We start from the raw sequence: 21,975 nt of genomic DNA on the forward strand, positions 1-21,975 counted from the left end.
GAAATATGAAACACCTTATACGAACCAAATCAAGAAACTTTTTTGTACTAGCATCCTTTATGATTCCGATCATTATGGTAGGAATTGCTTTAGGGATACAAGGAGTCGGAATCAATGGTGAACGCACTGTTTTGGCCAGCGATGGCTTCCATCAGTACGTTATTTTTCACCAAACCTTACGCAATACTTTACACGGTGATGGATCTTTATTTTACACCTTTACAAGTGGTTTGGGACTAAATTTTTACGCTTTAATTTCCTACTATCTAGGATCAATGCTGTCCCCATTCGTCTATTTCTTTGATTTAAATTCAATGCCAGACGCCCTTTACTTGTTTACACTTTTGAAATTTGGGTTGACAGGTTTGTCAACTTATATTGCAATAGGAAATATCTATAAAAAACTATCTTATCCCCTCATTCTTCTGTTATCCAGTTCTTTTTCCTTAATCAGTTTTACATTAAGTCAATTAGAAATCAATACATGGCTAGATGTTTTTATCTTAATTCCCCTGATTTTGTTAGGATTAGATAGAGTTATCAACCAAAAAGGACGGATTCTTTATTATGTAACGCTCAGTCTGCTCTTTGTTCAAAACTATTACTTTGGATTTATGACAGCCATTTTTATTTTCTTATGGTATCTGACCCAGCTTTCCTGGAATTTTAAAGAACGATTCAAAAGTATCGTAGATTTTATTATAGTCTCACTCCTTTCAGCTTTGACCAGTATGGTTATGCTTCTTCCCACACTCCTTGATTTACGAAATCATGGAGAAACATTGACGGATATTACCAAATTACAAACTGAAAATTCTTGGTTTTTGGATCTTTTTGCAAAAAATCTTGTGGGTTCCTATGATACGACAAAGTATGGTGCCATTCCAACCATCTATCTTGGGTTATTTCCGCTCTTATTAGCATTCTTATTCTTTACACTTCGGTCAATTAAATGGCAAGTTAAATTATCCTATTTAGTACTCTTACTCTTCATCATACTCAGTTTCTACTTACAGCCACTCGATTTATTGTGGCAGGGGATGCACGCTCCCAATATGTTCTTGCATCGTTATGCTTGGGTTTTTCCTTTAGTCATCCTTTTTATGGCAGCTGAAACCTTATCGCGACTGTCTGAAATTCGACTCCATCATATTTTAACTGCTTTTTCATTCCTGCTAATAGGATACGGTGCAACCTTTCTATTTAGACGTCAGTATAGCTTTCTAAATCAGAATTTATTTATCATAACAGGTGAGTTTTTAATTGCCTACTTTATTATTCTGCTAGCTTTTACAAAGAAGAAATTTAGCTTTTTGCTATTTTCCAGTTTCAGTTTTTTCTTTGTTATTTTTGAACTTGGTATCAATACCTATTTCCAAGTGGATGGCTTAGCAAATGAATGGCATTTCCCTACAAGGAAAAATTACCAAGAAAATTTACAAGAGATTGACACATTAGTCAAGTCACTTGACTCTCCTACATCTGGTTTTTATCGTACAGAACGACTGCAGCCTCAAACCGGGAATGACAGTATGAAATTTAACTACAATGGAATTTCACAATTTTCTTCAATACGAAACCGCTCTTCTAGCTCCACTTTAGATTTATTAGGCTTTAAATCAGAAGGGACAAATCTGAATCTTAGATATCAAAATAATACTCTCCTTGCAGATAGTCTCTTTGGAGTGCATTATAATTTATCCACTGCTGCTCTCAATAAATTTGGATTTTATCTTGACAAAACTCAAGATTCTATGAATCTTTACAAAAATGTCAACTCCGGTTCACTAGGTATATTGACAGATAAGCCCTACACTGATATTGCTTTTTCCAATCTGTTTTTAGAGAATCAAGCTCACTTTTTAAATCAATTAAGCGGTCTGAATTATTCATATTTTTCGACCTTATCCATTCAAAAAATCGAAGGTGTTTCTAAACCAGCCAATACTGTATTTGTAAACTCTTCTGTAAACGAAGATACTGCTTCCTTTACTGTATCTTTAACAATCCCAAGTAACAGTCAAATCTATATTAGTCTACCGAATCTGACTTTTTCGAATCAAAATAGTAAGCAGATAGAATTGCTTCTTAATGATCGTCTCTATTCGTACAACTATGACAACAGCTTTCCTTTTTTTGATGCAGGTTATTTTGAGAAAAGTGAAACCGTCACTATAACCCTTCGTTTTCCCCATAATCGATCTGTTTCGTTTGATCCTCCAACCCTCTATCGTCTCAATACATTAGAGTACCAAGATGCCTTTCAAAAGTTAAATAACCAAGATATTCAGACTACGGTCAAGGGAAATCAAGTAACTACCCACTATCAAAGTGACAAGAAACGATCAATCCTTTACACTATTCCATTCGATAAGGGCTGGTCTGCTAGGTTGAATGGGACTCCAGTTCCAATTACTGCTGCTCAAACTGGGTTTATGAAGGTAGATATTCCAAAAGGGAAAGGGGAAGTTGTCCTAACATTTATCCCTGAAGGATTTAAAACAGGGCTTCTCCTTTCAATGTCAGGAATCGTTTTGTTTGTGGGTTACCACCTTCTCCGAAAAAAGAAAAGTAGACTAAAAAGAAGGAACAGTCAGCTCGATCCTCCCTCGTAACACTGTTTTTTACGAAAGATAGAACGCACCTTCTTTTTTAAGCAGTTTTTCTACTTTCCCAGGTCCAAAATAATTCAAAAAAAGAGTAATGATGTCCTAGACATCATTACTCTTTTCTACTAACTCCGCCAACAGGGCTCGAACCTGTGACATCATGATTAACAGTCATGCGCTCTACCAACTGAGCTATGGCGGATAATATAGTCCGTACGGGATTCGAACCCGTGTTACCGCCGTGAAAAGGCGGTGTCTTAACCCCTTGACCAACGGACCATATAAGACATTTAATAGTATAATATAGACCACTTTTATTTGTCAAGTCTTTTTCAAGTATTTCTCCATTCTTCACGATCCTTTTTGACAACCACTGCGGACGACAGATTTCATATCCATCAGCCATACCACGACGTAAACTTGACAAAAAAGCTTCAGTAAGGTAGAATAATGAAGCTATTAAATTGGTTCCATAGCTCAGCTGGATAGAGCATTCGCCTTCTAAGCGAACGGTCGCAGGTTCGAATCCTGCTGGAATCATCATCAAGGTGCAACGGCATCTTTTTTTTTTTATGTTTCACGTGAAACACTTTTGCTATTTATGATAGGGACTCCCTTGAAGAATCATAAATGCTCTGTAAATTTGTTCGACTAAAACCAGACGCATCAGTTGGTGAGGGAGTGTTAATTGTCCAAAACTCATTAACAGATTTGCTCGTTTTTTGACACTATTTGAGAGACCCAAACTCCCCCCAATAACAAACGTCAATGTTGAAAATCCTCTGATAGTTGCATCCTCCAACATACGACTAAAAGTCTCTGATGGAAACTGCTCTCCTTCAATGGCCAACACAATCACAAAATCTCTCTCCTGGATGTGCGAAAGAATTCGATTTGCCTCTCGATCCAAAATCTGCTCTTTTTCAATTGAGCTAGCCTTATCTGGAGTTTTTTCATCTGCAACTTCTTTCAGTTCTATTTGACCAAATCGAGTAAGACGCTTGGTATATTCTGATATGCCATCCTTTAAATATTTCTCTTTAAGTTTTCCAACTGTTACCAATTTTATTTTCATAATTCTATTCTAACATATCCACAGACTAAAAAAGAGATTATTTATTTTTTTAACCTGATTTCATCACCTTTTTAAACAGTTTAAAAAAGTTTTCCACAGGTTGTGGATTGATTTTTGAAAATTTTAAGCTATAATTAAGAAAATATTGTTATCATAATTTTCAAAAAGGAGAGTTCGTATCATGAAAAAAAATATAAAATATTTATTGATATTTGTGTTTGCTCTTATCGGAGGTTCAATTGGTTCATTTGCCTATCCACTCTTCCAATCGATTACCCATTCTTCCTCCACCTCATCTAGTTTGATTAGTAATAATACTTATGACAATCAGTCCTCCGTGACACAAGCGGTTGACAAAGTAAAAGATGCCGTAGTTTCTGTCATCAATTATCAGAAACCCAGCAATGCATCTTCTGATACGGAATTGACTGAGGATGGTTTAGCCATCTATGGAGAAGGTTCTGGAATCATTTATAAAAAAGAAAATGGAAAAGCCTACGTTGTCACAAATGAGCACGTTGTTAACGGGGCAAAATCCTTAGAAGTACAATTTTCCTCAGGGGATACAGTGAAAGCCACTCTGGTAGGTTCAGACAGTTACTCTGATTTAGCTGTTCTAGAAATTAGTGACGAAAAAGTAACGACAGTTGCAGAATTTGCAAATTCAGATACTATCAAAGTTGGAGAAACAGCTCTGGCCATCGGTAGTCCTCTTGGAGTCTCCTTTGCAAACTCCGTCACCAAAGGAATCGTATCCGGTGTTAACCGTCAAATAACAGGTACAAATGATAATGGACAAACCGTCTCTATAAACGCAATTCAGACAGATGCTGCTATCAATCCAGGGAACTCAGGCGGGGCTTTAATCAATATTGAAGGTCAAGTTATCGGGATTAACGAACAGAAGGTCGTCCGGGATAGTTCTGGTGAATCAACAGTTGAAGGTCTTGGATTTGCGATTCCTTCCAATGATGTAGTGACAATTATCGAGCAATTAGAAACCAATAAAAAAGTAGTTCGTCCAGCTCTAGGTATCACAATGAAAGCTTACAGTCAACTCACTACGATTGAAATGAAAAAGGCGAACTTAGAAAACAGCAAATTAACTTCCGGTGTTGTCGTGATGTCCGTTCTAAAGGGGCTTCCAGCTGATGGACAGTTACAAGAATATGATGTGATTACCGGTATTGATGACCAAGAAGTTAAGACTACCAGTGATTTACAAAATGTTCTCTATCGTCATAAGGTAGGAGATAGTGTGGTCCTAAAAGTTGTTCGTAATGGCGAAGAAAAAAATGTTACCATCAAACTGACCAAAACCACGGATCAATTAAATCTAGAGAACAACTAAATTCTCTAAACTACTTTACAGATTTGTAAAGTAGTTTTTTTTCTGCTACAATTAGCCCTATGGAAGAACTTCGTTATATTTCAATTCATGAGATTACCCCAAATCCCTATCAACCACGATTACAATTTGATTCAAAAAAATTAGAAGAACTAGCACAATCCATTAAGAAAAATGGACTAATTCAGCCAATGATCGTTCGTCCATCCTCCATTATAGGTTTTGAATTACTCGCTGGAGAAAGACGCTTACGTGCCTGTCAACTAGCAGGTTTAGAGAAGGTTCCTGTCATTGTAAAAGTCCTGTCTGATGAGGAAATGATGACACAATCCATCATTGAAAATTTACAACGGGCAGATTTGAATCCCATTGAAGAAGCAAACTCTTATTTAAAGTTACTAGAGCAAGGAATCACTCATGAAGAAATTGCAAAAAGAATGGGGAAATCTCGCCCTTATATTTCAAATAGCCTCCGGTTGCTCCATCTTCCCAAGGAAATCCAAGAAGAGTTAGCATCCGGCCAACTATCTGCTGGTCATGCTCGTATCTTAATCCCCTTAAAAAAGGATAAGCAGCTTTACTATGTTGACTTAGTGAAAAAATTACACCTAAGTGTCAGACAACTAGAGCAACGGGTCAAAAAGACGAAATCCAAAACGAAGCAAACAAAAAATATATTTTCCCTAAGTGAGGAAGTTTGGCTTCAAAAGTATTTTGGAACGGCAGTTCAGATCAAACAAGATAAAAATGGGAAAGGAAAAATAGTCATCCCTTTTGAAAATTTAGATGAATTTGAGCAGATCATCCACAGTTTAAAATAAACTTGTGGATGATCTTTTTTTATGAACAGACTTTTACACAGATTCATTCGATTCTAACCAGCCAAAAATACTACTCTTTTTCCTTTTTTCCACACAATGTGGAAAACTAAAATCCACATTGTGGAAAAAAGGAAAACTTGTGGAAAACTTTTCCTATTTATGATACACTAGAATGACCTATTCATATAGATCATGAATCAAAAAAAGAAAGGACAAACGCATGGAGACAGAACAACTTTTTTGGCAACGATTCATGGAGCTCGCAAAAGCCTCTTGCAAAGCTTCTGTTTTTGAATATTATATCTCAGAAGCTCGACTGGTCCATGTCAAACAGGATACGGCTCTCATTCATTTAAGTAGTCGAGTAAAAGTGATGTTTTGGAATAAAAACATGGATGGACTCTTGATTCACGTTGGTGCAGAAGTTTATAATGAAATCCTAAAAATTGAATATGAGTGGGATGAAGATCAAATACTACAACCGAATTTTTCCACTCCCTTTCACTCTACATCCCTTCAATCCGAACCGCCTTTTTCTTCACAAACTGATGCGAAAACACAAGAAGTTCCCCAAGCCTTACCTGTGATAGAAACAGGATTACAAGAAGAATACACCTTTCAAAATTTCATCCAAGGAGATGGAAATTCTTTCGCCTATGTGGCAGCCATGTCAGTCGCAGAAGAACCTGGTACTCGTTATAATCCTTTATTTATTTTCGGAGGACCTGGGCTTGGAAAAACCCATTTGCTCAATGCTATTGGAAATAAGGTTTTACAGGACAATCCCCAGATGCGCGTACGGATTGTCTCATCAGAAACTTTTTTAAATGAGTTTATTGAACACACCCGTCTCAATAACATGGAAGAGTTTAAAAAGTTATATCGAAATTTAGATGTTCTCTTGATTGACGATATCCAGACCCTTAAAAACAAAAAGGCCACTCAAGAAGAGTTCTTTAATACCTTTAATGCCATCTATGAAAATAAAAAGCAAATTGTCTTAACCAGCGACCGGACACCTACACAGCTGGATAACTTACAGGATCGTCTGGTCACTCGTTTTGGTTGGGGGACTGTCACAGAAGTGAGTCCACCAGACTATGAAACGCGCATTGCTATTTTACAAACGAAAGCAGAAAATTATACTTTCCAATTTACAGATGATACTTTAGCTTATCTAGCCAATCAATTTCATTCCAATGTCAGAGACCTAGAGGGAGCTTTAAAAGATATTCAGCTGCTTGCAAACATGCGTCAATTAACTGAAATAACTGTTGATCTAGCTGCTGAGGCAATTCGGGCTCGAAAAAATGATTCTCCAAAAAAGAGAGTTATCTCCATTGAGCAAATCCAGACCGAAGTGGGAAGTTTTTACGGTGTTAGTGTAAAGGAAATAAAAGGAGCCAAACGAGTCCAAAATGTCGTACATGCAAGGCAGGTGGCCATGTATTTAGCGCGTGAAATGACCGATAACTCCCTTCCAAAGATTGGTAAAGAATTTGGAAATCGTGACCACACAACCGTTATGCATTCTTATAATAAAATAAAGACCCTTTTGGAAGAAGATCCAAATCTTGAAATTGAGATTACAAGCATTCGAAATAAAATTAGATAATGTGGATAACTTTTGGAAAACTGCTAGCTTTTTTCCACAGATTTTCAACAAGAAAATCTCTTAAAGCAAAAGAAAAAAGCGGTTTTTCCACACAATACACATCCCTTATTACTATTATTATCTTAATTATTATATATAAATAAAGGAGAAACCATGATTCAATTTTCAATTAACAAAAATGTTTTCCTACAGGCTCTCAATACGACCAAAAGAGCAATCAGTGGGAAGAATGCTATTCCTGTCTTGTCTACCGTTAAAATAGAGGTTTCTCAAGAAGGAATTACTCTAACTGGTTCCAATGGACAAATCTCCATTGAATATTATATTTCAACGAAAGATACAAATGCTGGATTATTAATCACATCTCCAGGATCCATCTTATTAGAAGCTTCCTTCTTCATCAATGTGATCTCTAGCTTACCAGATATTGTAGTAGAGATTAAAGAAATTGATCACCAACAGATTGTGATGACCAGTGGAAAATCCGAAATTACTCTGAAAGGAAAAGAAGCAGAACAATATCCTCGATTACAAGAAGTAGCAACTTCTAATCCTTTGATTTTAGAAACTAAGATTTTAAAAGAAATGATTAATGAAACTGCCTTTGCTGCTTCGACGCAAGAAAGTCGTCCTCTTTTAACAGGGGTTCATCTTGTATTAGATCATCACACTGAATTAACAACAGTCGCCACTGACTCTCATCGATTAAGCCAGCGAAAATTGACGCTAGAGAAATCTGGTGATAACTTTGATGTGGTGATTCCAAGTAAGTCTTTACGCGAATTCACATCTGTTTTTTCAGACGATATTGAAACGGTTGAGGTTTTCTTTTCTAGCAATCAATTGCTTTTTAGAAGTGACTATATTAGCTTTTACACGCGCCTTCTAGAAGGGAATTATCCAGATACCAATCGTTTGATTCCAAAAGAATTTAATACAACAGTGGTGTGTGATGTCACCTATTTAAGACAGGCAATGGAACGGGCTCGTCTGTTATCTAATGCCACACAAAATGGAACAGTGAAGCTCGAAATTACCGACCAAGTCGTTTCTGCACATGTTCATTCACCAGAAGTAGGACAAGTTAATGAAGAATTGGATACTTATTTGGTTGAGGGAGAGGATTTAACCATTTCATTCAATCCGACCTATTTGATTGAAGCATTGAAAGCTATCGACAGTGAACAGATTAAAATTAGTTTTATTTCTCCTGTTCGTCCGTTTACTTTGGTTCCAAATGGAACGGCGGAGGATTTTATTCAACTGATTACACCTGTTCGGACAAATTAAACCTTGGGTCTGAGACTTCTGTCTCGGGCTCTTTGAATTTTACCTGAGTAGGGTCAGATCCGTAAGGGAGTAGATTGTTGGAGAATAGACTCGTGACTCGAGTTTTATGATTGTGCTGAATAAGAATCAAGTAGGCAGTCTATGTTCAGGTATTCTTTGTAGATTCTTACATTCTGGTGATACACTAGCGAAATGAAGGTAGAACGATGCTGTTTATTTTAGGGAATCCTAATGCTGGAGATAAACGGAGCCAGCAGAAAATTAATGAAATAAAAGAAACTTATCCACAGCTGGAAATAAAAGTATTTTTGACATCAGCAAAGGACCAGGAAAAAGAGGTCGTTCAGGCGATACTGGAACAATATCAAGATGAATTAGATCAATTATTGATTATTGGAGGAGATGGGACACTTTCCAAAGTCTTACGTTATTGGCCTGCTCAATTTCCATTTGCCTATTTACCATCAGGTACTGGGAATGATTTTGAAAAGGGCTATTCATTGCCCCAAATATCGGACCTAATGAGAGCAATAGAACATCAATCAACTGCAGAGATTACTGTTCTGCATTCAGAGGATTGGGTTGTTGTCAATAGTTTAGGGGCAGGATTTGATGCGCGTGTCATTGAACAATCTGATAAGATGACTGTTTTGAAAAAGTTCTTGAATCAATTACATATAGGATGGCTGCTCTACCCAATTCTAGGGATATTCAGTATGTTTTCAAGAAAAACGGTCAGTCTAACATTAACAGATGAAAAAGGGCAAGAATACCAGTACAAGCATCTCTTCTTGTTTGTCCTAGCCAATAATCGTTTTTTTGGTGGAGGAATACTGATATGGCCAGATAGCTCTATTACCAAATCACAGATTGATATGGTTTATTCTCCGTATAAGTCTATCTTTAGAAACATTCTTTGTCTTTTACAACTATTATTTCATCGACAAGCGACATCACGCATCATCCACCACCAAGTTTTCCACACTCTCAAAATAACATTTCCGGATGAAGAAGGTGTACAGATAGATGGTGAATTTGTTAAAATAAAAGAAATTCAATTAAAACCGCAACTTAGAAAAATCTATCGTTAAGGAGATAACACAATGTATGAAATTGGCTCATTTGTAGAAATGAAGAAACCCCATGCTTGTACGGTTAAAAGTACAGGAAAAAAGGCAAATAAATGGGAAATTACGCGCATCGGTGCAGATATTAAAATCCGATGTACCAATTGTGAACATGTAGTCATGATGAGCCGACATGACTTTGAAAGAAAATTGAAGAAAATTCTTTAGACTAAATGAAAGAAGGTTTCGTCCATTGAGACGCGCCTTTTTTTCTAATTTTTGCTATAATAGTTTGGATTGAAAAAACTAATGGAGAACACGATTTATGGCTTTAACAGCAGGTATCGTTGGTTTGCCAAATGTCGGCAAGTCAACCCTTTTTAATGCAATTACTAAAGCGGGTGCAGAAGCTGCCAATTATCCTTTTGCGACGATTGATCCCAATGTAGGAATGGTAGAAGTACCCGATGAGCGTCTGACAAAGTTGACTGAGCTGATCACACCCAAAAAAACAGTCCCAACCACCTTTGAATTTACCGATATCGCTGGAATAGTAAAGGGTGCATCAAAAGGTGAAGGACTTGGGAATAAATTTCTCGCCAATATCCGTGAAGTGGATGCCATTGTACATGTAGTTCGTGCCTTTGACGATGAGAATGTCATGCGGGAACAAGGACGTGAGGATGCTTTTGTGGATCCTCTAGCAGATATTGATACCATAAACCTAGAGTTGATCTTGGCTGATCTAGATTCTATCAACAAACGCTATGCACGTGTAGAGAAGATGGCCCGGACCCAAAAAGATAAGGATTCAGTAGCTGAATTTGCAATCTTGCAAAAAATCAAGCCTGTCTTAGAAGATGGTAAATCTGCTCGTACGATTGACTTTACCGATGATGAACAAAAAATTGTGAAACAATTATTCTTGTTGACGACCAAGCCAGTTCTTTATGTGGCCAATGTAGATGAGGATAAAGTAGCAGAACCAGATGCGATCTCTTATGTCCAACAAATTCGTGCCTTTGCTGCAACAGAAAATGCAGAAGTTGTAGTGATTTCTGCGCGTGCCGAAGAAGAAATATCAGAGCTAGACGATGAAGACAAGGCAGAGTTTTTAGAGGCAATTGGTTTGACAGAATCTGGTGTGGATAAGCTGACACGTGCTGCTTATCACCTTCTTGGTCTAGGGACCTATTTCACAGCTGGCGAGAAGGAAGTTCGTGCTTGGACTTTTAAACGGGGTATCAAAGCTCCACAAGCAGCTGGAATTATTCACTCAGACTTTGAACGAGGTTTTATTCGTGCTGTTACCATGTCTTATGATGATTTAATAACCTATGGATCAGAAAAGGCTGTGAAAGAAGCTGGGCGCCTCCGCGAAGAAGGAAAAGACTATATTGTCCAAGATGGAGACATTATGGAATTCCGCTTCAATGTTTAAGAATTGTGAAATAATAAAGAAAAAGAGGTTGGAAAAATATTCCAGCCCTTTTGGTGTTTTAAGATTAGTAGAGGAGTAAAATGGTTAAATTAATAGTTGGTTTAGGAAATCCAGGAACAAAATATCATGAAACCAGGCACAATGTTGGATTTATGGTGCTTGACAAACTTGTAAAGGAATTATCTCTTCATTTTACAGCAGATGCTATTTTCCAAGCTGAAGTTGCGTCTACTTTTCTAGATGGAGAAAAAGTATATTTCGTAAAACCTACCACTTTTATGAATGAATCAGGGAAGGCAGTGCATGCTTTCTTGTCTTATTACAATATCTCTGTGACTGATTTACTGGTCATTTATGATGATTTGGATATGGAAGTTGGGAAAATCCGCTTCCGTAAAAATGGTTCAGCAGGTGGTCACAATGGAATCAAATCCATTATAGCGCATATCGGAACACAAGAATTTGATCGGATTAAGATAGGAATTGGAAGACCCCAAAAAGGGATGACTGTCGTTCATCACGTACTGGGAAAATTTCGAGAAGAAGACAAAATTACAATTGACTTAGCGATTGAAAAAGTTGACAATGCTATCAAGTATTATTTACAAGAAGATGATAGTGAAAAAATAATGAGAAAGTTTAATGGATAAATGGATATAAAAGATCTTATCAGTCAAGGACAACATGTCCAAAAATGGCAAAAAGGAATTAAAAAAGAGAATCGTCAACTTTTGTTGGGTTTGTCTCAATCAATCAAGCATCTGGTAATGGCTTCTGCTTTAGATCAATTTACAAATAAAATTGTAGTTATGACTTCAACCCAAAATGAGTCTGAAAAAATCTCAACGGACCTTGCTTCTCTGGTAGGGGATGATAAGGTTTACCAGTTTTTTACAGATGATTCCCCCATCGCGGAATTTGTCTTTTCTTCCAAAGATCGAAATCAATCTCGTATTGAGGCCTTAAATTTTCTTCTAGATAAAGAAAAAGAGGGTTTTTTAGTTCTCAATTATGCTGCAATACGCATTCTGTTACCTACAGTCAATCAATACCAAGACAGTTTTATTGAGTTGACTGTCGGTCAAGAAAAAGAAATTGACACTATTGTAAACCTTTTATCAAGAACTGGCTATAAAAAAGTATCTCGTGTTTTGACAATAGGTGAATTTAGTCGTAGGGGAGACATTTTAGATATTTACGATAGTCGTTTAGAACAACCTATTCGGATTGAATTTTTTGGTGATGAAATAGATGGCATCCGATTCTTTGATATAGAAAAGCAAACCTCCATCTCCAATCTAGATAGTATTCGTATTCATCCAGCGTCGGAAGTAATTTTAAATAAAGAAGATTTTAAGCGAGCAGAAGAAAAGATAAAAAAGGCAATTGAACACTCTTCAAATGGAGAACAAACTTCTTATCTAGAAGAGGTACTAGCTGACTGTAAAAGTGGTTATCGTCACCCAGATCTACGGAAATTTCTCTCGTTTTTCTATGAAAAAGAGAGGACAATCTTAGATTATCTTCCTCAGCAAACCCCAATTTTTTACGATGATTTTCATAAAATCATGGAAAAGCATGCTCAATTTGAAAAGGAAGCTGCAGAGTTGTTGACAGAAGATTTACAGAAAGGTAAAGCTGTTTCTTCCCTCTCTTACTTTGCAGATAGCTATCAAAAAATCCGGAAACACCTTCCTTCTACTTTCTTTTCTTCTTTCCAAAGAGGACTTGGAAATCTCACATTTGATGCCATCTACCAGTTTACCCAGCATTCCATGCAAGAATTTTTTCATCAGATGCCTCTCTTGATAGAAACGATTCACCGGTATGAAAAGTCTGGATACACTGTGCTTTTACAGGCTTCATCAGAACAATCTCTACACAACCTGAAAAAAAGTTTAGAAGACTATCAACTCTCTTATCCTATCCATTCCGCTCAAGAACTTGTTTTAGGGGAGACCCAATTGTTTGTTGGTCAATTAGCTAGCGGATTTCAGTTTTTAGACGAAAAAATCGCTCTCATAACCGAAAAGGAAATTTTTAATAAAAAGATTAAAAAGCGATTACGGAGGAAAAATATCTCCAATGCTGAGCGAATAAAGGATTACAACGAGTTAGAAGTGGGAGATTATGTTGTCCACCATGTGCATGGAATAGGACAATACCTAGGAATTGAAACAATCGAAATTTCAGGAATTCATAGGGACTATATCACTATCCAATATCAGCAATCAGACCGGATTTCATTACCTGTAGAGCAGATTGATCAACTGTCTAAGTATGTAGCCTCAGATGGAAAAACACCTAAAATCAATAAATTAAATGATGGTCGTTTTCAAAAAACAAAACAAAGGTCCAAAAACAGGTTGAAGATATCGCTGATGATTTGATTCAATTATATGCTGAACGAAGCCAATTAAAAGGGTTCGCCTTCTCTTCGGATGATCGAAACCAGGAGGAATTTGACAATTTCTTTACTTACGTAGAGACTGAGGATCAATTGCGCTCTATTCGAGAAATAAAATCGGATATGGAAAAAGAACAACCAATGGATCGATTGCTTGTAGGAGATGTTGGGTTTGGGAAAACAGAAGTGGCTATGCGGGCAGCTTTTAAGGCAGTTAATGATGGAAAACAAGTAGCTGTTTTGGTCCCCACAACCGTCCTTGCCCAGCAACATTTCACGAACTTTACAGAGCGTTTTTCAGAATTTGCTGTGACAGTAGCGGTATTGAGCCGTTTTCAGACGAAGAGTGAACAAGAAGAAATTCTGAATAAGGTGAAAAAGGGCCAGATTGATATTGTTATTGGAACTCATCGCCTCTTATCAAAAGACGTACAATTTTCTGATTTAGGTTTACTAGTGATTGACGAAGAGCAGCGATTTGGTGTCAAGCATAAGGAAATGCTGAAGGAATTAAAAAAGAGAATCGATGTCCTAACCTTAACTGCCACCCCTATTCCCCGAACCCTGCATATGTCTATGTTAGGTATTCGTGACTTGTCTATTATTGAAACACCTCCTACGGATCGGTATCCTGTACAAACTTATGTGATGGAGACCAATCCAACGGTTATTCGTGATGCCATCTTACGCGAACTAGATCGAGGTGGTCAAGTTTACTACCTTTACAATAAAATTGACACGATTGAACAGAAAGTTTCTGAACTCCGTGAATTAGTACCAGAAGCTTCGATTGGCTTTATTCATGGTCGAATGTCCGAGATCGAATTAGAAAGTACTCTTTTTTCCTTTATTGAGGGCGAATACGACGTACTGGTGACAACCACCATTATTGAGACAGGAGTGGATATTCCAAATGCAAATACCTTATTCATTGAAAATGCAGATCACATGGGATTGTCAACCTTATATCAATTACGTGGTCGTGTTGGTCGTACCAATCGCATTGCCTACGCCTATCTGATGTATCGCCCAGACAAGACCTTGACAGAAATTTCAGAAAAACGATTAGAGGCTATTAAGGGGTTTACAGAATTAGGTTCTGGATTTAAGATTGCCATGCAGGATTTGTCCATACGGGGTGCAGGGAACCTTCTTGGAGCAGCTCAAAGTGGCTTTATTGACTCAGTCGGCTATGAGCTATACTCGCAGTTGCTTGAAGAAGCTATTTTACAAAAACAGGGAAAACAACAAAAACGACAGAAGTCTAACAGTGAAATTCTTCTTCAGATTGATGCTTATCTTCCAGAGGATTATATTGCAGATCAACGACAAAAAATTGAAATTTACAAACGTATCAAGGAGATTGACAGTCGTGTAAACTACGAAGAGTTACAAATTGAATTAATGGATCGCTTTGGGGAATATCCGGATGTAGTGGCTTATTTACTGGAGATTGGTTTACTAAAATACTTCGCTGATCAGGTCTTTGTGGAAAAAATAGAAAGGAAACAGGAGACTGTAATGGTGCTTTTCGAACCTATAGCTGGTCAGTATTTTTTAACACAGGATTATTTCCAAGCTTTGTCTAGAACCACCTTGAAGGCTCGTATTGCTGAAGAAAATGGAAAAATAATGGTCGTTTTTGGAATTCGTCAGAAAAAGGATTATGAAATTTTGGAAGGTTTGATGACTTTTTGTGAACAACTTGTCCAAATCAAAGAAAGCAAAAAAACAGAAAATGATTAAATGAACGATATCTATAATATCGTAGCAATGAGAAAGTTTTCCTCAGTTTTTATTGAAAAGATGGAATTTCAATCTCCGAGATTTTCACCAGAGAGTGGGACAGAAATCGGTCATTCGCTAGAATTCGATTTCGTCGTCCCACCTCCGCACAGTTGAGTAGGGCTGTAAATGCTGATGAAATCAGCCTAGTAGAGCCCACTCAACCGCTGCGTCTTGCTCGACAATCCAAAAACAATGGAGAGGCTAGGACTTTTGTTCCAGCCTCTTTACATTTTGGTAACAAACCCTATCCAATTCTACTTTTTGCCAAAAAAATGGTAAAATAAGAGAGTTATAAAAGAAGAGGGAAAAAGTATGCGTCTAGATAAATATCTGAAAGTATCACGAATCATCAAACGCCGAACAGTAGCTAAGGAAGTTGCCGATAAAGGAAGAATCAAAGTGAATGGCATTTTAGCCAAATCTTCTACAGTCTTAAAAACGAATGACGAAATTGAAATTCGTTTTGGAAATAAGGTATTGACGGTCCGTGTCTTAGAAATGAAAGATTCTACTAAAAAAGAAGATGCAGCAAGCATGTATGAAATTTTAAGTGAGAAAAGGATTGAAACAGATGGAGAGAGATAATGTCCTCCAAATGAATAATCATTTTATTCAAGAGGAAATAAAAAAAAGACGACAAGATGAGCGAGAGAACCGGAAACGGAATCGTTTTATGGGAATTATCCTAATATTTGCTGTATTTTTATTTATCCTTCCAACCTTTAACCTCGTTCAGAGTTATCAGGAATTGCAGTCTCACCATCAACAATTAGCTGTTTTAAAAAGGGAGAATGAAAAGTTAACGGCAAAACATCTGGAAGAACAAGCTTTGGTTAAGAAATTAGAAGACAATGATTTTGCCTTAAAATATGTTCGTGCCAAATACCAGTATTCTAAAGAGGGAGAATTTGTCTACAATATCCCTGGTTTATTACCAAAATGATGAAAAATAATCGAGATAATATTGTTAAAGTCGTGGAAACCTTTCTAGGTTATTCAGATGAAAAATTAGAGGAATTATCCAAAAAGAATCAAGAGTTAAAGGTAAAAGTAGAAAAGGAAAGGGATAACAATGCGTAAATATTTATTTCTGATGTTGTTGCCTGTTCTATGTGTTCCCCTTCTTACAGATAGCTTAGAAATTGAATTTAAACTAACCAATCAAGAAAAATATGAATTCACCCAACAAGCGTATCAATTTGATTTTCAAAAAATTCCGCAGCATCCTCTGACTATAAAAGAAATCGACACCTTTTCCACAGCTGATTTGAGTAAAAAAAATGGGAAAATTTCAGCTCATACTTCCTTATCCATCCAATCTATCAAGGTGAATGATCAAGGGAAAAAGATTTTCGAATTAAAACAGGGCAGTTTTATTCTTGCTGATACGCGAAATATTGCAGATGATATTGTCCAGGGACAACGCAGTGTAGATCAGACTTTTTGGACAAAAAAAGATATTCATGTATATCAAGAACCAACTGGAGGACAGCTTAAGATATTGCCAAATGCGCTTGCTTCCTATCAGCCAGTACAAGTATCAAAAATTGTGACAACTGTCCGAGGAGAATTTGCTTTTGTTGAAGGAAAAGGTTATCTTCCTCTTCAAGAGTTATCGGAGACGGACAATCGTATTGAGCTGGTTCAATCTGTATTAGAAAAAAATATAATTCCCCATCTTATTCCGTCTATGTCAAGCAAATTGAAACAGGACAGATAGCAGGAATTCGATCAGATCAGCAGATGTATTCTGCGAGCGTAACAAAACTTCTCTATTTATACTATGCACAATATCAGCTGAATGAAGGAAACGTTAAACTTTCTGATTCTTTGACATACACAGAGGCAGTTCATCAATTTTCTGGAGCTTATGATCCAGCAGGAAGTGGTAGTTTACCAAAGACTGCGGATGGTAAGAAGTATACACTACAAGATGTGATAAACCGAACTGCTAAAGAATCAGATAATGTCGGGAGTAATTTACTTGGTTATTATATAGCGAATCAGTCAGACAGCATTTTTAAATCGAAAATTGCAGAAACTTTTGATGGAATTTGGGATGTAGAAAAGCGGGATGCGTCAGCTAAAATGGCTGGACAGATTATGGAAGCTATTTATCACCAAGGAGGATTTGTGTTAGATAGTCTGTCCTCTACCAATTATGATACGGAACGGATCTCCAAAAATATTCCAGTTAAAGTAGCTCATAAAATTGGAGATGCCTATGATTATCGTCATGATGTGGCAGTAGTGTATGCAGATAGTCCCTTTATCTTATCTATTTTCACCAATCAATCAGATTATGATACTATTTCGAAAATTGCAAAGGACGTATACGATATTCTAAAATGATACAAGAAAAATTTTTAAAAGTGGCTCAAGATGGTCACTTTTTTGATAAACATAAGAAGGTATTGGTAGCCGTCTCTGGCGGTAAAGATTCAATGAATCTGCTCGATCTTCTCTATCAATTTAGAGAGTCTCTGGATATTGAATTAGGAATGGTGCACATTAACCACGGGCAAAGAGAGGAAAATCGGACAGAAGAAGACTATCTAGAACGTTTAAGTAGGCAACTACATATTCCTTTTTATTGTGCTCATTTTAAAGGGAAATTTACAGAAGAAAATGCTCGAAATTTTCGCTATGATTTTTTTAGAAAGATCATGGAAAGTGAAGGATATACAGCTCTTACAACCGCACATCAGGCAGATGATCAGGCTGAAACCATCTTAATGCGGTTTATTCGGTCGACTCGTTTACGCTATCTATCGGGAATTCCAGAAGTGAGGCCTTTTGGTCCTGGAGAACTCATCCGTCCTTTATTACGCTTCAAAAAGGAAGAATTATCAGAAGTTTTTTATTTTGAAGATTGTTCGAATCAGACTTCACACTACTTTAGAAATAGAGTACGAAATACCCTACTTCCCCTATTAAAGGATGAAAATTCCAACATGGTTGATGGATTACTCCGAATAGGAAAAGAAGTGTCGCTCTATCAAGAGGCTTTTTTAAATCTGATTCAGGGAATCGATATCTGCTCTGTTCCTGTATTTCAACAATCCTCCTCTGCTGTTCAATCCCTTTTCTTACAACACTATTTGACAGAGTTTCCTGATTTGCAAGTTAGTCAAGAACAGTTTGACCAGATATTAGGGATCCTCAATCATAAGGCTAACTATTTTCATTCTCTGAAAGGCCCCTACTTTCTTAAAAAGGACTATGATCGATTTGAGATTACAAAAATCAGACCAAAGGAGGATGAAGATGAGGATCCGATTGTGGTACAATTTGGTGATGTTATTGAACAGGAACATCTAGTAATCGGTTTTGGAACTGAAATTCCTCAATGGGATCAGGAATTTTTCGTTTTAAAAGATCTTCCCGTCTGTATTCGTCAGAGGCAAGCAGGAGACCAGATCCTATTGAACGGCCATCATAAAAAACTAGGTCGATATTTTATAGATAAAAAGGTGCCACTGAGGCTTCGAAATGGTCGAATTGTCATTGAACAGAACCATGAAATTTATGGTATAGTCAATCATATATCAAGTGATTTGAGTAAACAATTAAAAAATGATATAATGAAAGCTAAATTGTATATAAAAATGAAAGAGTAAAAATATGCTAGAGAACGATATTCAAAAAATCTTACTATCTGAAGAAGATATTATTCAAAAAAGCAAAGAACTTGGTCAGCAATTAACACAAGTATTTCAAGAAAAAAATCCACTATTAGTTGGAATTTTAAAAGGTTCTGTTCCATTTATGGCAGAATTAATCAAGCATATAGATACTCAAATTGAGATGGACTTCATGATCGTTTCAAGTTATCATGGGGGTACAAGCAGTTCAGGAACTGTTAAGATTGTAAAAGATCTAGATTCGGATATCGCTGGACGTGATCTCATCATCATTGAAGACATTATCGATACAGGACGGACTCTTCAAGCCTTGAAAAATATCTTGTTAGAACGAAAGGCAGCTTCTGTGACGATCGTGACATTATTAGATAAACCTGAAGGACGAGTTGTTGACATTGAAGCAGATTACACTGGATTCGTAATTCCTAATGAATTTGTAGTTGGTTATGGATTAGATTATGATGAACATTATCGTAATTTACCATATGTTGGCGTTCTAAAAGAAGAAGTTTATAAAAACTAAAAAGGATGAATGATTTATGAACAAACTAAATAATAATCGAGGATTCATTCGAAACCCCTTCCTAATTCTTATTATTTTAGTGACGTTATTATCTGGATATCAATTTTTTGCAGCGAATGGGAATTCTCAGACGCAAGAAATCAGTTATTCAGAAGTGGTGTCTTACTTAGAAAATAATAATGTGGAGGAAGTTTCTTATCAACCATCAGGAAGTGTCCTCCAGGTTAGCGGGAAGTATAAAAAACCTGTCACACAAGAAAACCAAGCCAGCTTGAGTATTCGCTTTTGGAATGCAGCTCGGACGAGCACCTATACTGGCTTTACATCGACAGTCTTAGCGTCTGATTCAACTATTGCACAATTAGAAAATTTAGCTAAGAAAAATAATGTAAAAGTCAAGGTAATTGCGGAAAGTTCAAATGAATTTTGGGTATCTCTTGTGATGCCACTCGTAATGGTTGGAGCGATTAGTTTTGTCTTTATGCTGATGATGCGGCAAGGTGGTGGGGCTAATGGAGCGATGAATTTTGGACGGAATCGTGCAAAAGCTAAAAGTCAATCCGATATCAAAGTACGTTTCCACGATGTCGCAGGGGCCGAAGAAGAAAAACAAGAACTTGTTGAAGTTGTTGAATTTTTGAAGGATCCTAAAAAATTTACAAAACTTGGCGCGCGAATACCAGCGGGTGTCTTACTTGAAGGGCCTCCAGGAACAGGTAAAACCTTGTTAGCTAAAGCTGTAGCAGGGGAAGCTGGAGTACCATTCTTTAGTATCTCAGGTTCTGATTTTGTCGAAATGTTTGTTGGGGTTGGAGCAAGTCGTGTCCGCTCCCTGTTTGAAGATGCTAAAAAAGCAGCACCAGCTATTATCTTTATTGATGAGATTGATGCCGTTGGTCGCCAACGTGGAGTGGGTCTAGGTGGAGGAAATGATGAACGCGAACAAACCTTGAACCAACTCTTGATTGAAATGGATGGGTTTGAAGGAAATGAAGGAATTATTATTATCGCGGCAACTAACCGTAGTGATGTTCTAGACCCTGCCCTTCTTCGTCCTGGTCGTTTTGACCGAAAGGTATTAGTTGGTCAACCGGATGTTAAAGGTAGAGAGGCTATCCTAAAAGTTCATGCTAAAAATAAGCCATTGGCATCGGATGTTGATTTGAAGTTGGTTGCTCAACAAACACCTGGATTTGTAGGGGCAGATTTAGAAAATGTCCTCAACGAAGCAGCCCTAGTTGCTGCTAGACGCAACAAAACAGAAATTGATGCATCAGATATTGACGAAGCAGAAGATCGTGTGATTGCAGGTCCATCTAAAAAAGATCGCCAAATTTCTAAAAAAGAACGCGAAATGGTTGCCTATCATGAAGCAGGGCATACAATTGTAGGTTTAGTTCTATCTAATGCAAGGAATGTTCACAAGGTCACGATTGTTCCTCGAGGACGAGCTGGTGGGTATATGATTGCACTTCCAAAAGATGACCAAATGCTCTACTCAAAAGATGACATGAAAGAGCAATTAGCAGGTCTCATGGGTGGTCGTGTAGCGGAGGAAATTATTTTCAACGCCCAAACTACTGGTGCATCCAATGACTTTGAGCAAGCTACGCAAATGGCTCGCGCTATGGTAACAGAATATGGAATGAGTGAAAAAATGGGGCCAATGCAGTATGAAGGCAGCCATGCAATGTTTGGTGCACAAACCACTCAAAAACCAATTTCTGAGCAAACGGCATACGAAATTGATGAAGAAGTCCGTAAGTTGCTTAATGAAGCACGAAACAAAGCGGCGGAAATTATTCAATCAAATAGAGAAAAACATAAAATTATTGCAGAGGCCCTTTTAGAGTTTGAAACTCTGGATAGTGTCCAAATTAGATCACTTTTTGAGACTGGAAAAATGCCGGAAAAATCAGATACAGAAACAGAAGAAGCACGTCCTCTTTCTTATACAGAAGTGAAAGAAAAATTGGAAGTAGAAAAAGAATCTGAATAGGGCATTTTCACCCCCATCTAGCAGCTTAGCTGCTAGATTTTTTTTATTACCATGACATAAATGTCCTGTTGGCCTGGAAAACTATCTGCTAAAGTAGAGGAATAAAAGATGAAGGAGATAGGATGAATGGATATCGAAACATTATATGCGAAGGTGTCGGGGATTGTGGAGAAGGCGCGTCGTCAATACTACATCAAACAGTGGGACGGAGATGATTGGAAACAGGAGGGGATGATCTGCTTATATCAATTACTAGAAGAACAGCCCCAGTTAGAGACAAAGGAAGGTCAACTCTATGTATACTTTAAGGTACGGTTCACGAATTACGTAAAAGACATGGTGAGAAGA

General features: G+C 37.2%; 18 protein-coding genes, 3 tRNA genes and 2 pseudogenes. 20 read left to right on the top strand and 3 right to left on the bottom strand.

Annotated elements, in window-relative coordinates:
• The first annotated feature begins 5 nt into the window (after positions 1-5).
• Positions 6-2,615, top strand: coding sequence for a YfhO family protein (locus tag STRDD13_RS06170; protein WP_067103075.1), 2,610 nt, complete (start codon positions 6-8; stop codon positions 2,613-2,615).
• 123 nt (positions 2,616-2,738) lie between these two features.
• Here STRDD13_RS06170 and STRDD13_RS06175 read toward each other — a convergent pair.
• Positions 2,739-2,811 (bottom strand) — tRNA-Asn (locus STRDD13_RS06175).
• Positions 2,812-2,816: 5 nt separating this feature from the next.
• A tRNA-Glu gene (locus tag STRDD13_RS06180) sits at positions 2,817-2,888 on the bottom strand.
• 187 nt (positions 2,889-3,075) lie between these two features.
• On the opposite strand from STRDD13_RS06180, the gene STRDD13_RS06185 reads away from it, so the two are divergent.
• Positions 3,076-3,149: transfer RNA gene (locus tag STRDD13_RS06185), tRNA-Arg, on the top strand.
• Positions 3,150-3,204: 55 nt separating this feature from the next.
• Here the strand turns inward: STRDD13_RS06185 and rlmH are convergent.
• The gene (gene rlmH / locus STRDD13_RS06190; protein WP_067103077.1) at positions 3,205-3,684 is read right to left on the bottom strand and encodes a 23S rRNA (pseudouridine(1915)-N(3))-methyltransferase RlmH; all 480 of its coding nucleotides are present in this window, start codon (positions 3,682-3,684) and stop codon (positions 3,205-3,207) included.
• Between the two features lie 181 nt (positions 3,685-3,865).
• Here rlmH and STRDD13_RS06195 point away from each other — a divergent pair, with 181 nt between their 5' ends.
• The 18 genes and pseudogenes from STRDD13_RS06195 to STRDD13_RS06270 form a co-directional block, all read left to right on the top strand.
• Positions 3,866-5,035, top strand: a complete 1,170-nt coding sequence (locus STRDD13_RS06195; protein WP_067103079.1) for a S1C family serine protease — start codon at positions 3,866-3,868, stop codon at positions 5,033-5,035.
• A 59-nt stretch (positions 5,036-5,094) separates the two neighbouring features.
• Positions 5,095-5,853 (top strand): ParB/RepB/Spo0J family partition protein, encoded by a 759-nt coding sequence (locus STRDD13_RS06200; protein WP_067103081.1) that lies wholly within the window; start codon positions 5,095-5,097, stop codon positions 5,851-5,853.
• 220 nt (positions 5,854-6,073) lie between these two features.
• Complete coding sequence (dnaA, locus tag STRDD13_RS06205) at positions 6,074-7,468, top strand: chromosomal replication initiator protein DnaA (RefSeq protein ID WP_067103083.1); 1,395 nt, start codon at positions 6,074-6,076, stop codon at positions 7,466-7,468.
• Positions 7,469-7,621: 153 nt separating this feature from the next.
• A complete protein-coding gene (dnaN, locus tag STRDD13_RS06210; protein ID WP_067103085.1) occupies positions 7,622-8,758 on the top strand; it encodes a DNA polymerase III subunit beta in 1,137 nt (378 codons plus the stop codon).
• Positions 8,759-8,964: 206 nt separating this feature from the next.
• Complete coding sequence (locus tag STRDD13_RS06215) at positions 8,965-9,849, top strand: diacylglycerol/lipid kinase family protein (RefSeq protein WP_067103087.1); 885 nt, start codon at positions 8,965-8,967, stop codon at positions 9,847-9,849.
• Between the two features lie 12 nt (positions 9,850-9,861).
• Positions 9,862-10,053, top strand: a complete 192-nt coding sequence (locus tag STRDD13_RS06220; protein WP_067103089.1) for a DUF951 domain-containing protein — start codon at positions 9,862-9,864, stop codon at positions 10,051-10,053.
• Positions 10,054-10,150: 97 nt separating this feature from the next.
• Positions 10,151-11,266: a redox-regulated ATPase YchF gene (gene ychF, locus STRDD13_RS06225; RefSeq protein WP_067103091.1), complete on the top strand. Its 1,116-nt coding sequence runs from the start codon at positions 10,151-10,153 to the stop codon at positions 11,264-11,266.
• 80 nt (positions 11,267-11,346) lie between these two features.
• Positions 11,347-11,916, top strand: coding sequence for an aminoacyl-tRNA hydrolase (pth, locus tag STRDD13_RS06230; protein ID WP_067103093.1), 570 nt, complete (start codon positions 11,347-11,349; stop codon positions 11,914-11,916).
• Positions 11,917-15,419 (top strand): annotated as a pseudogene (gene mfd / locus STRDD13_RS06235) (transcription-repair coupling factor).
• Positions 15,420-15,773: 354 nt separating this feature from the next.
• Entirely contained in the window at positions 15,774-16,046 is a 273-nt protein-coding gene (locus STRDD13_RS06240) for an RNA-binding S4 domain-containing protein (protein WP_067103095.1), read from the top strand.
• Complete coding sequence (locus STRDD13_RS06245; protein ID WP_067103097.1) at positions 16,033-16,404, top strand: FtsB family cell division protein; 372 nt, start codon at positions 16,033-16,035, stop codon at positions 16,402-16,404. Before STRDD13_RS06240 ends, STRDD13_RS06245 begins: the two co-directional genes overlap by 14 nt.
• Positions 16,404-16,541 carry an SP_0009 family protein gene (locus STRDD13_RS08865; RefSeq protein ID WP_269450106.1) on the top strand — a complete coding sequence of 46 codons (138 nt, stop codon included), beginning with the start codon at positions 16,404-16,406 and terminating at the stop codon, positions 16,539-16,541. The genes STRDD13_RS06245 and STRDD13_RS08865 overlap by 1 nt, the downstream gene beginning before the upstream one ends.
• A complete protein-coding gene (locus STRDD13_RS08775) occupies positions 16,534-17,181 on the top strand; it encodes a hypothetical protein (RefSeq protein ID WP_231852566.1) in 648 nt (215 codons plus the stop codon). The genes STRDD13_RS08865 and STRDD13_RS08775 overlap by 8 nt, the downstream gene beginning before the upstream one ends.
• A 23-nt stretch (positions 17,182-17,204) precedes the next feature.
• Entirely contained in the window at positions 17,205-17,813 is a 609-nt protein-coding gene (locus STRDD13_RS08780; protein WP_231852567.1) for a serine hydrolase, read from the top strand.
• Positions 17,813-19,081: a tRNA lysidine(34) synthetase TilS gene (gene tilS / locus STRDD13_RS06255; protein WP_067103225.1), complete on the top strand. Its 1,269-nt coding sequence runs from the start codon at positions 17,813-17,815 to the stop codon at positions 19,079-19,081. Before STRDD13_RS08780 ends, tilS begins: the two co-directional genes overlap by 1 nt.
• A 4-nt stretch (positions 19,082-19,085) precedes the next feature.
• The gene (gene hpt / locus STRDD13_RS06260) at positions 19,086-19,628 is read left to right on the top strand and encodes a hypoxanthine phosphoribosyltransferase (RefSeq protein WP_067103099.1); all 543 of its coding nucleotides are present in this window, start codon (positions 19,086-19,088) and stop codon (positions 19,626-19,628) included.
• A 16-nt stretch (positions 19,629-19,644) separates the two neighbouring features.
• Positions 19,645-21,627 carry an ATP-dependent zinc metalloprotease FtsH gene (gene ftsH / locus STRDD13_RS06265; RefSeq protein ID WP_067103101.1) on the top strand — a complete coding sequence of 661 codons (1,983 nt, stop codon included), beginning with the start codon at positions 19,645-19,647 and terminating at the stop codon, positions 21,625-21,627.
• A 126-nt stretch (positions 21,628-21,753) separates the two neighbouring features.
• Positions 21,754-21,975 (top strand): annotated as a pseudogene (locus STRDD13_RS06270) (sigma-70 family RNA polymerase sigma factor); the annotation flags it as partial.

It is taken from the genome of Streptococcus sp. DD13 (assembly GCF_001578875.1).
In the GTDB taxonomy this organism is placed as follows: domain Bacteria; phylum Bacillota; class Bacilli; order Lactobacillales; family Streptococcaceae; genus Streptococcus.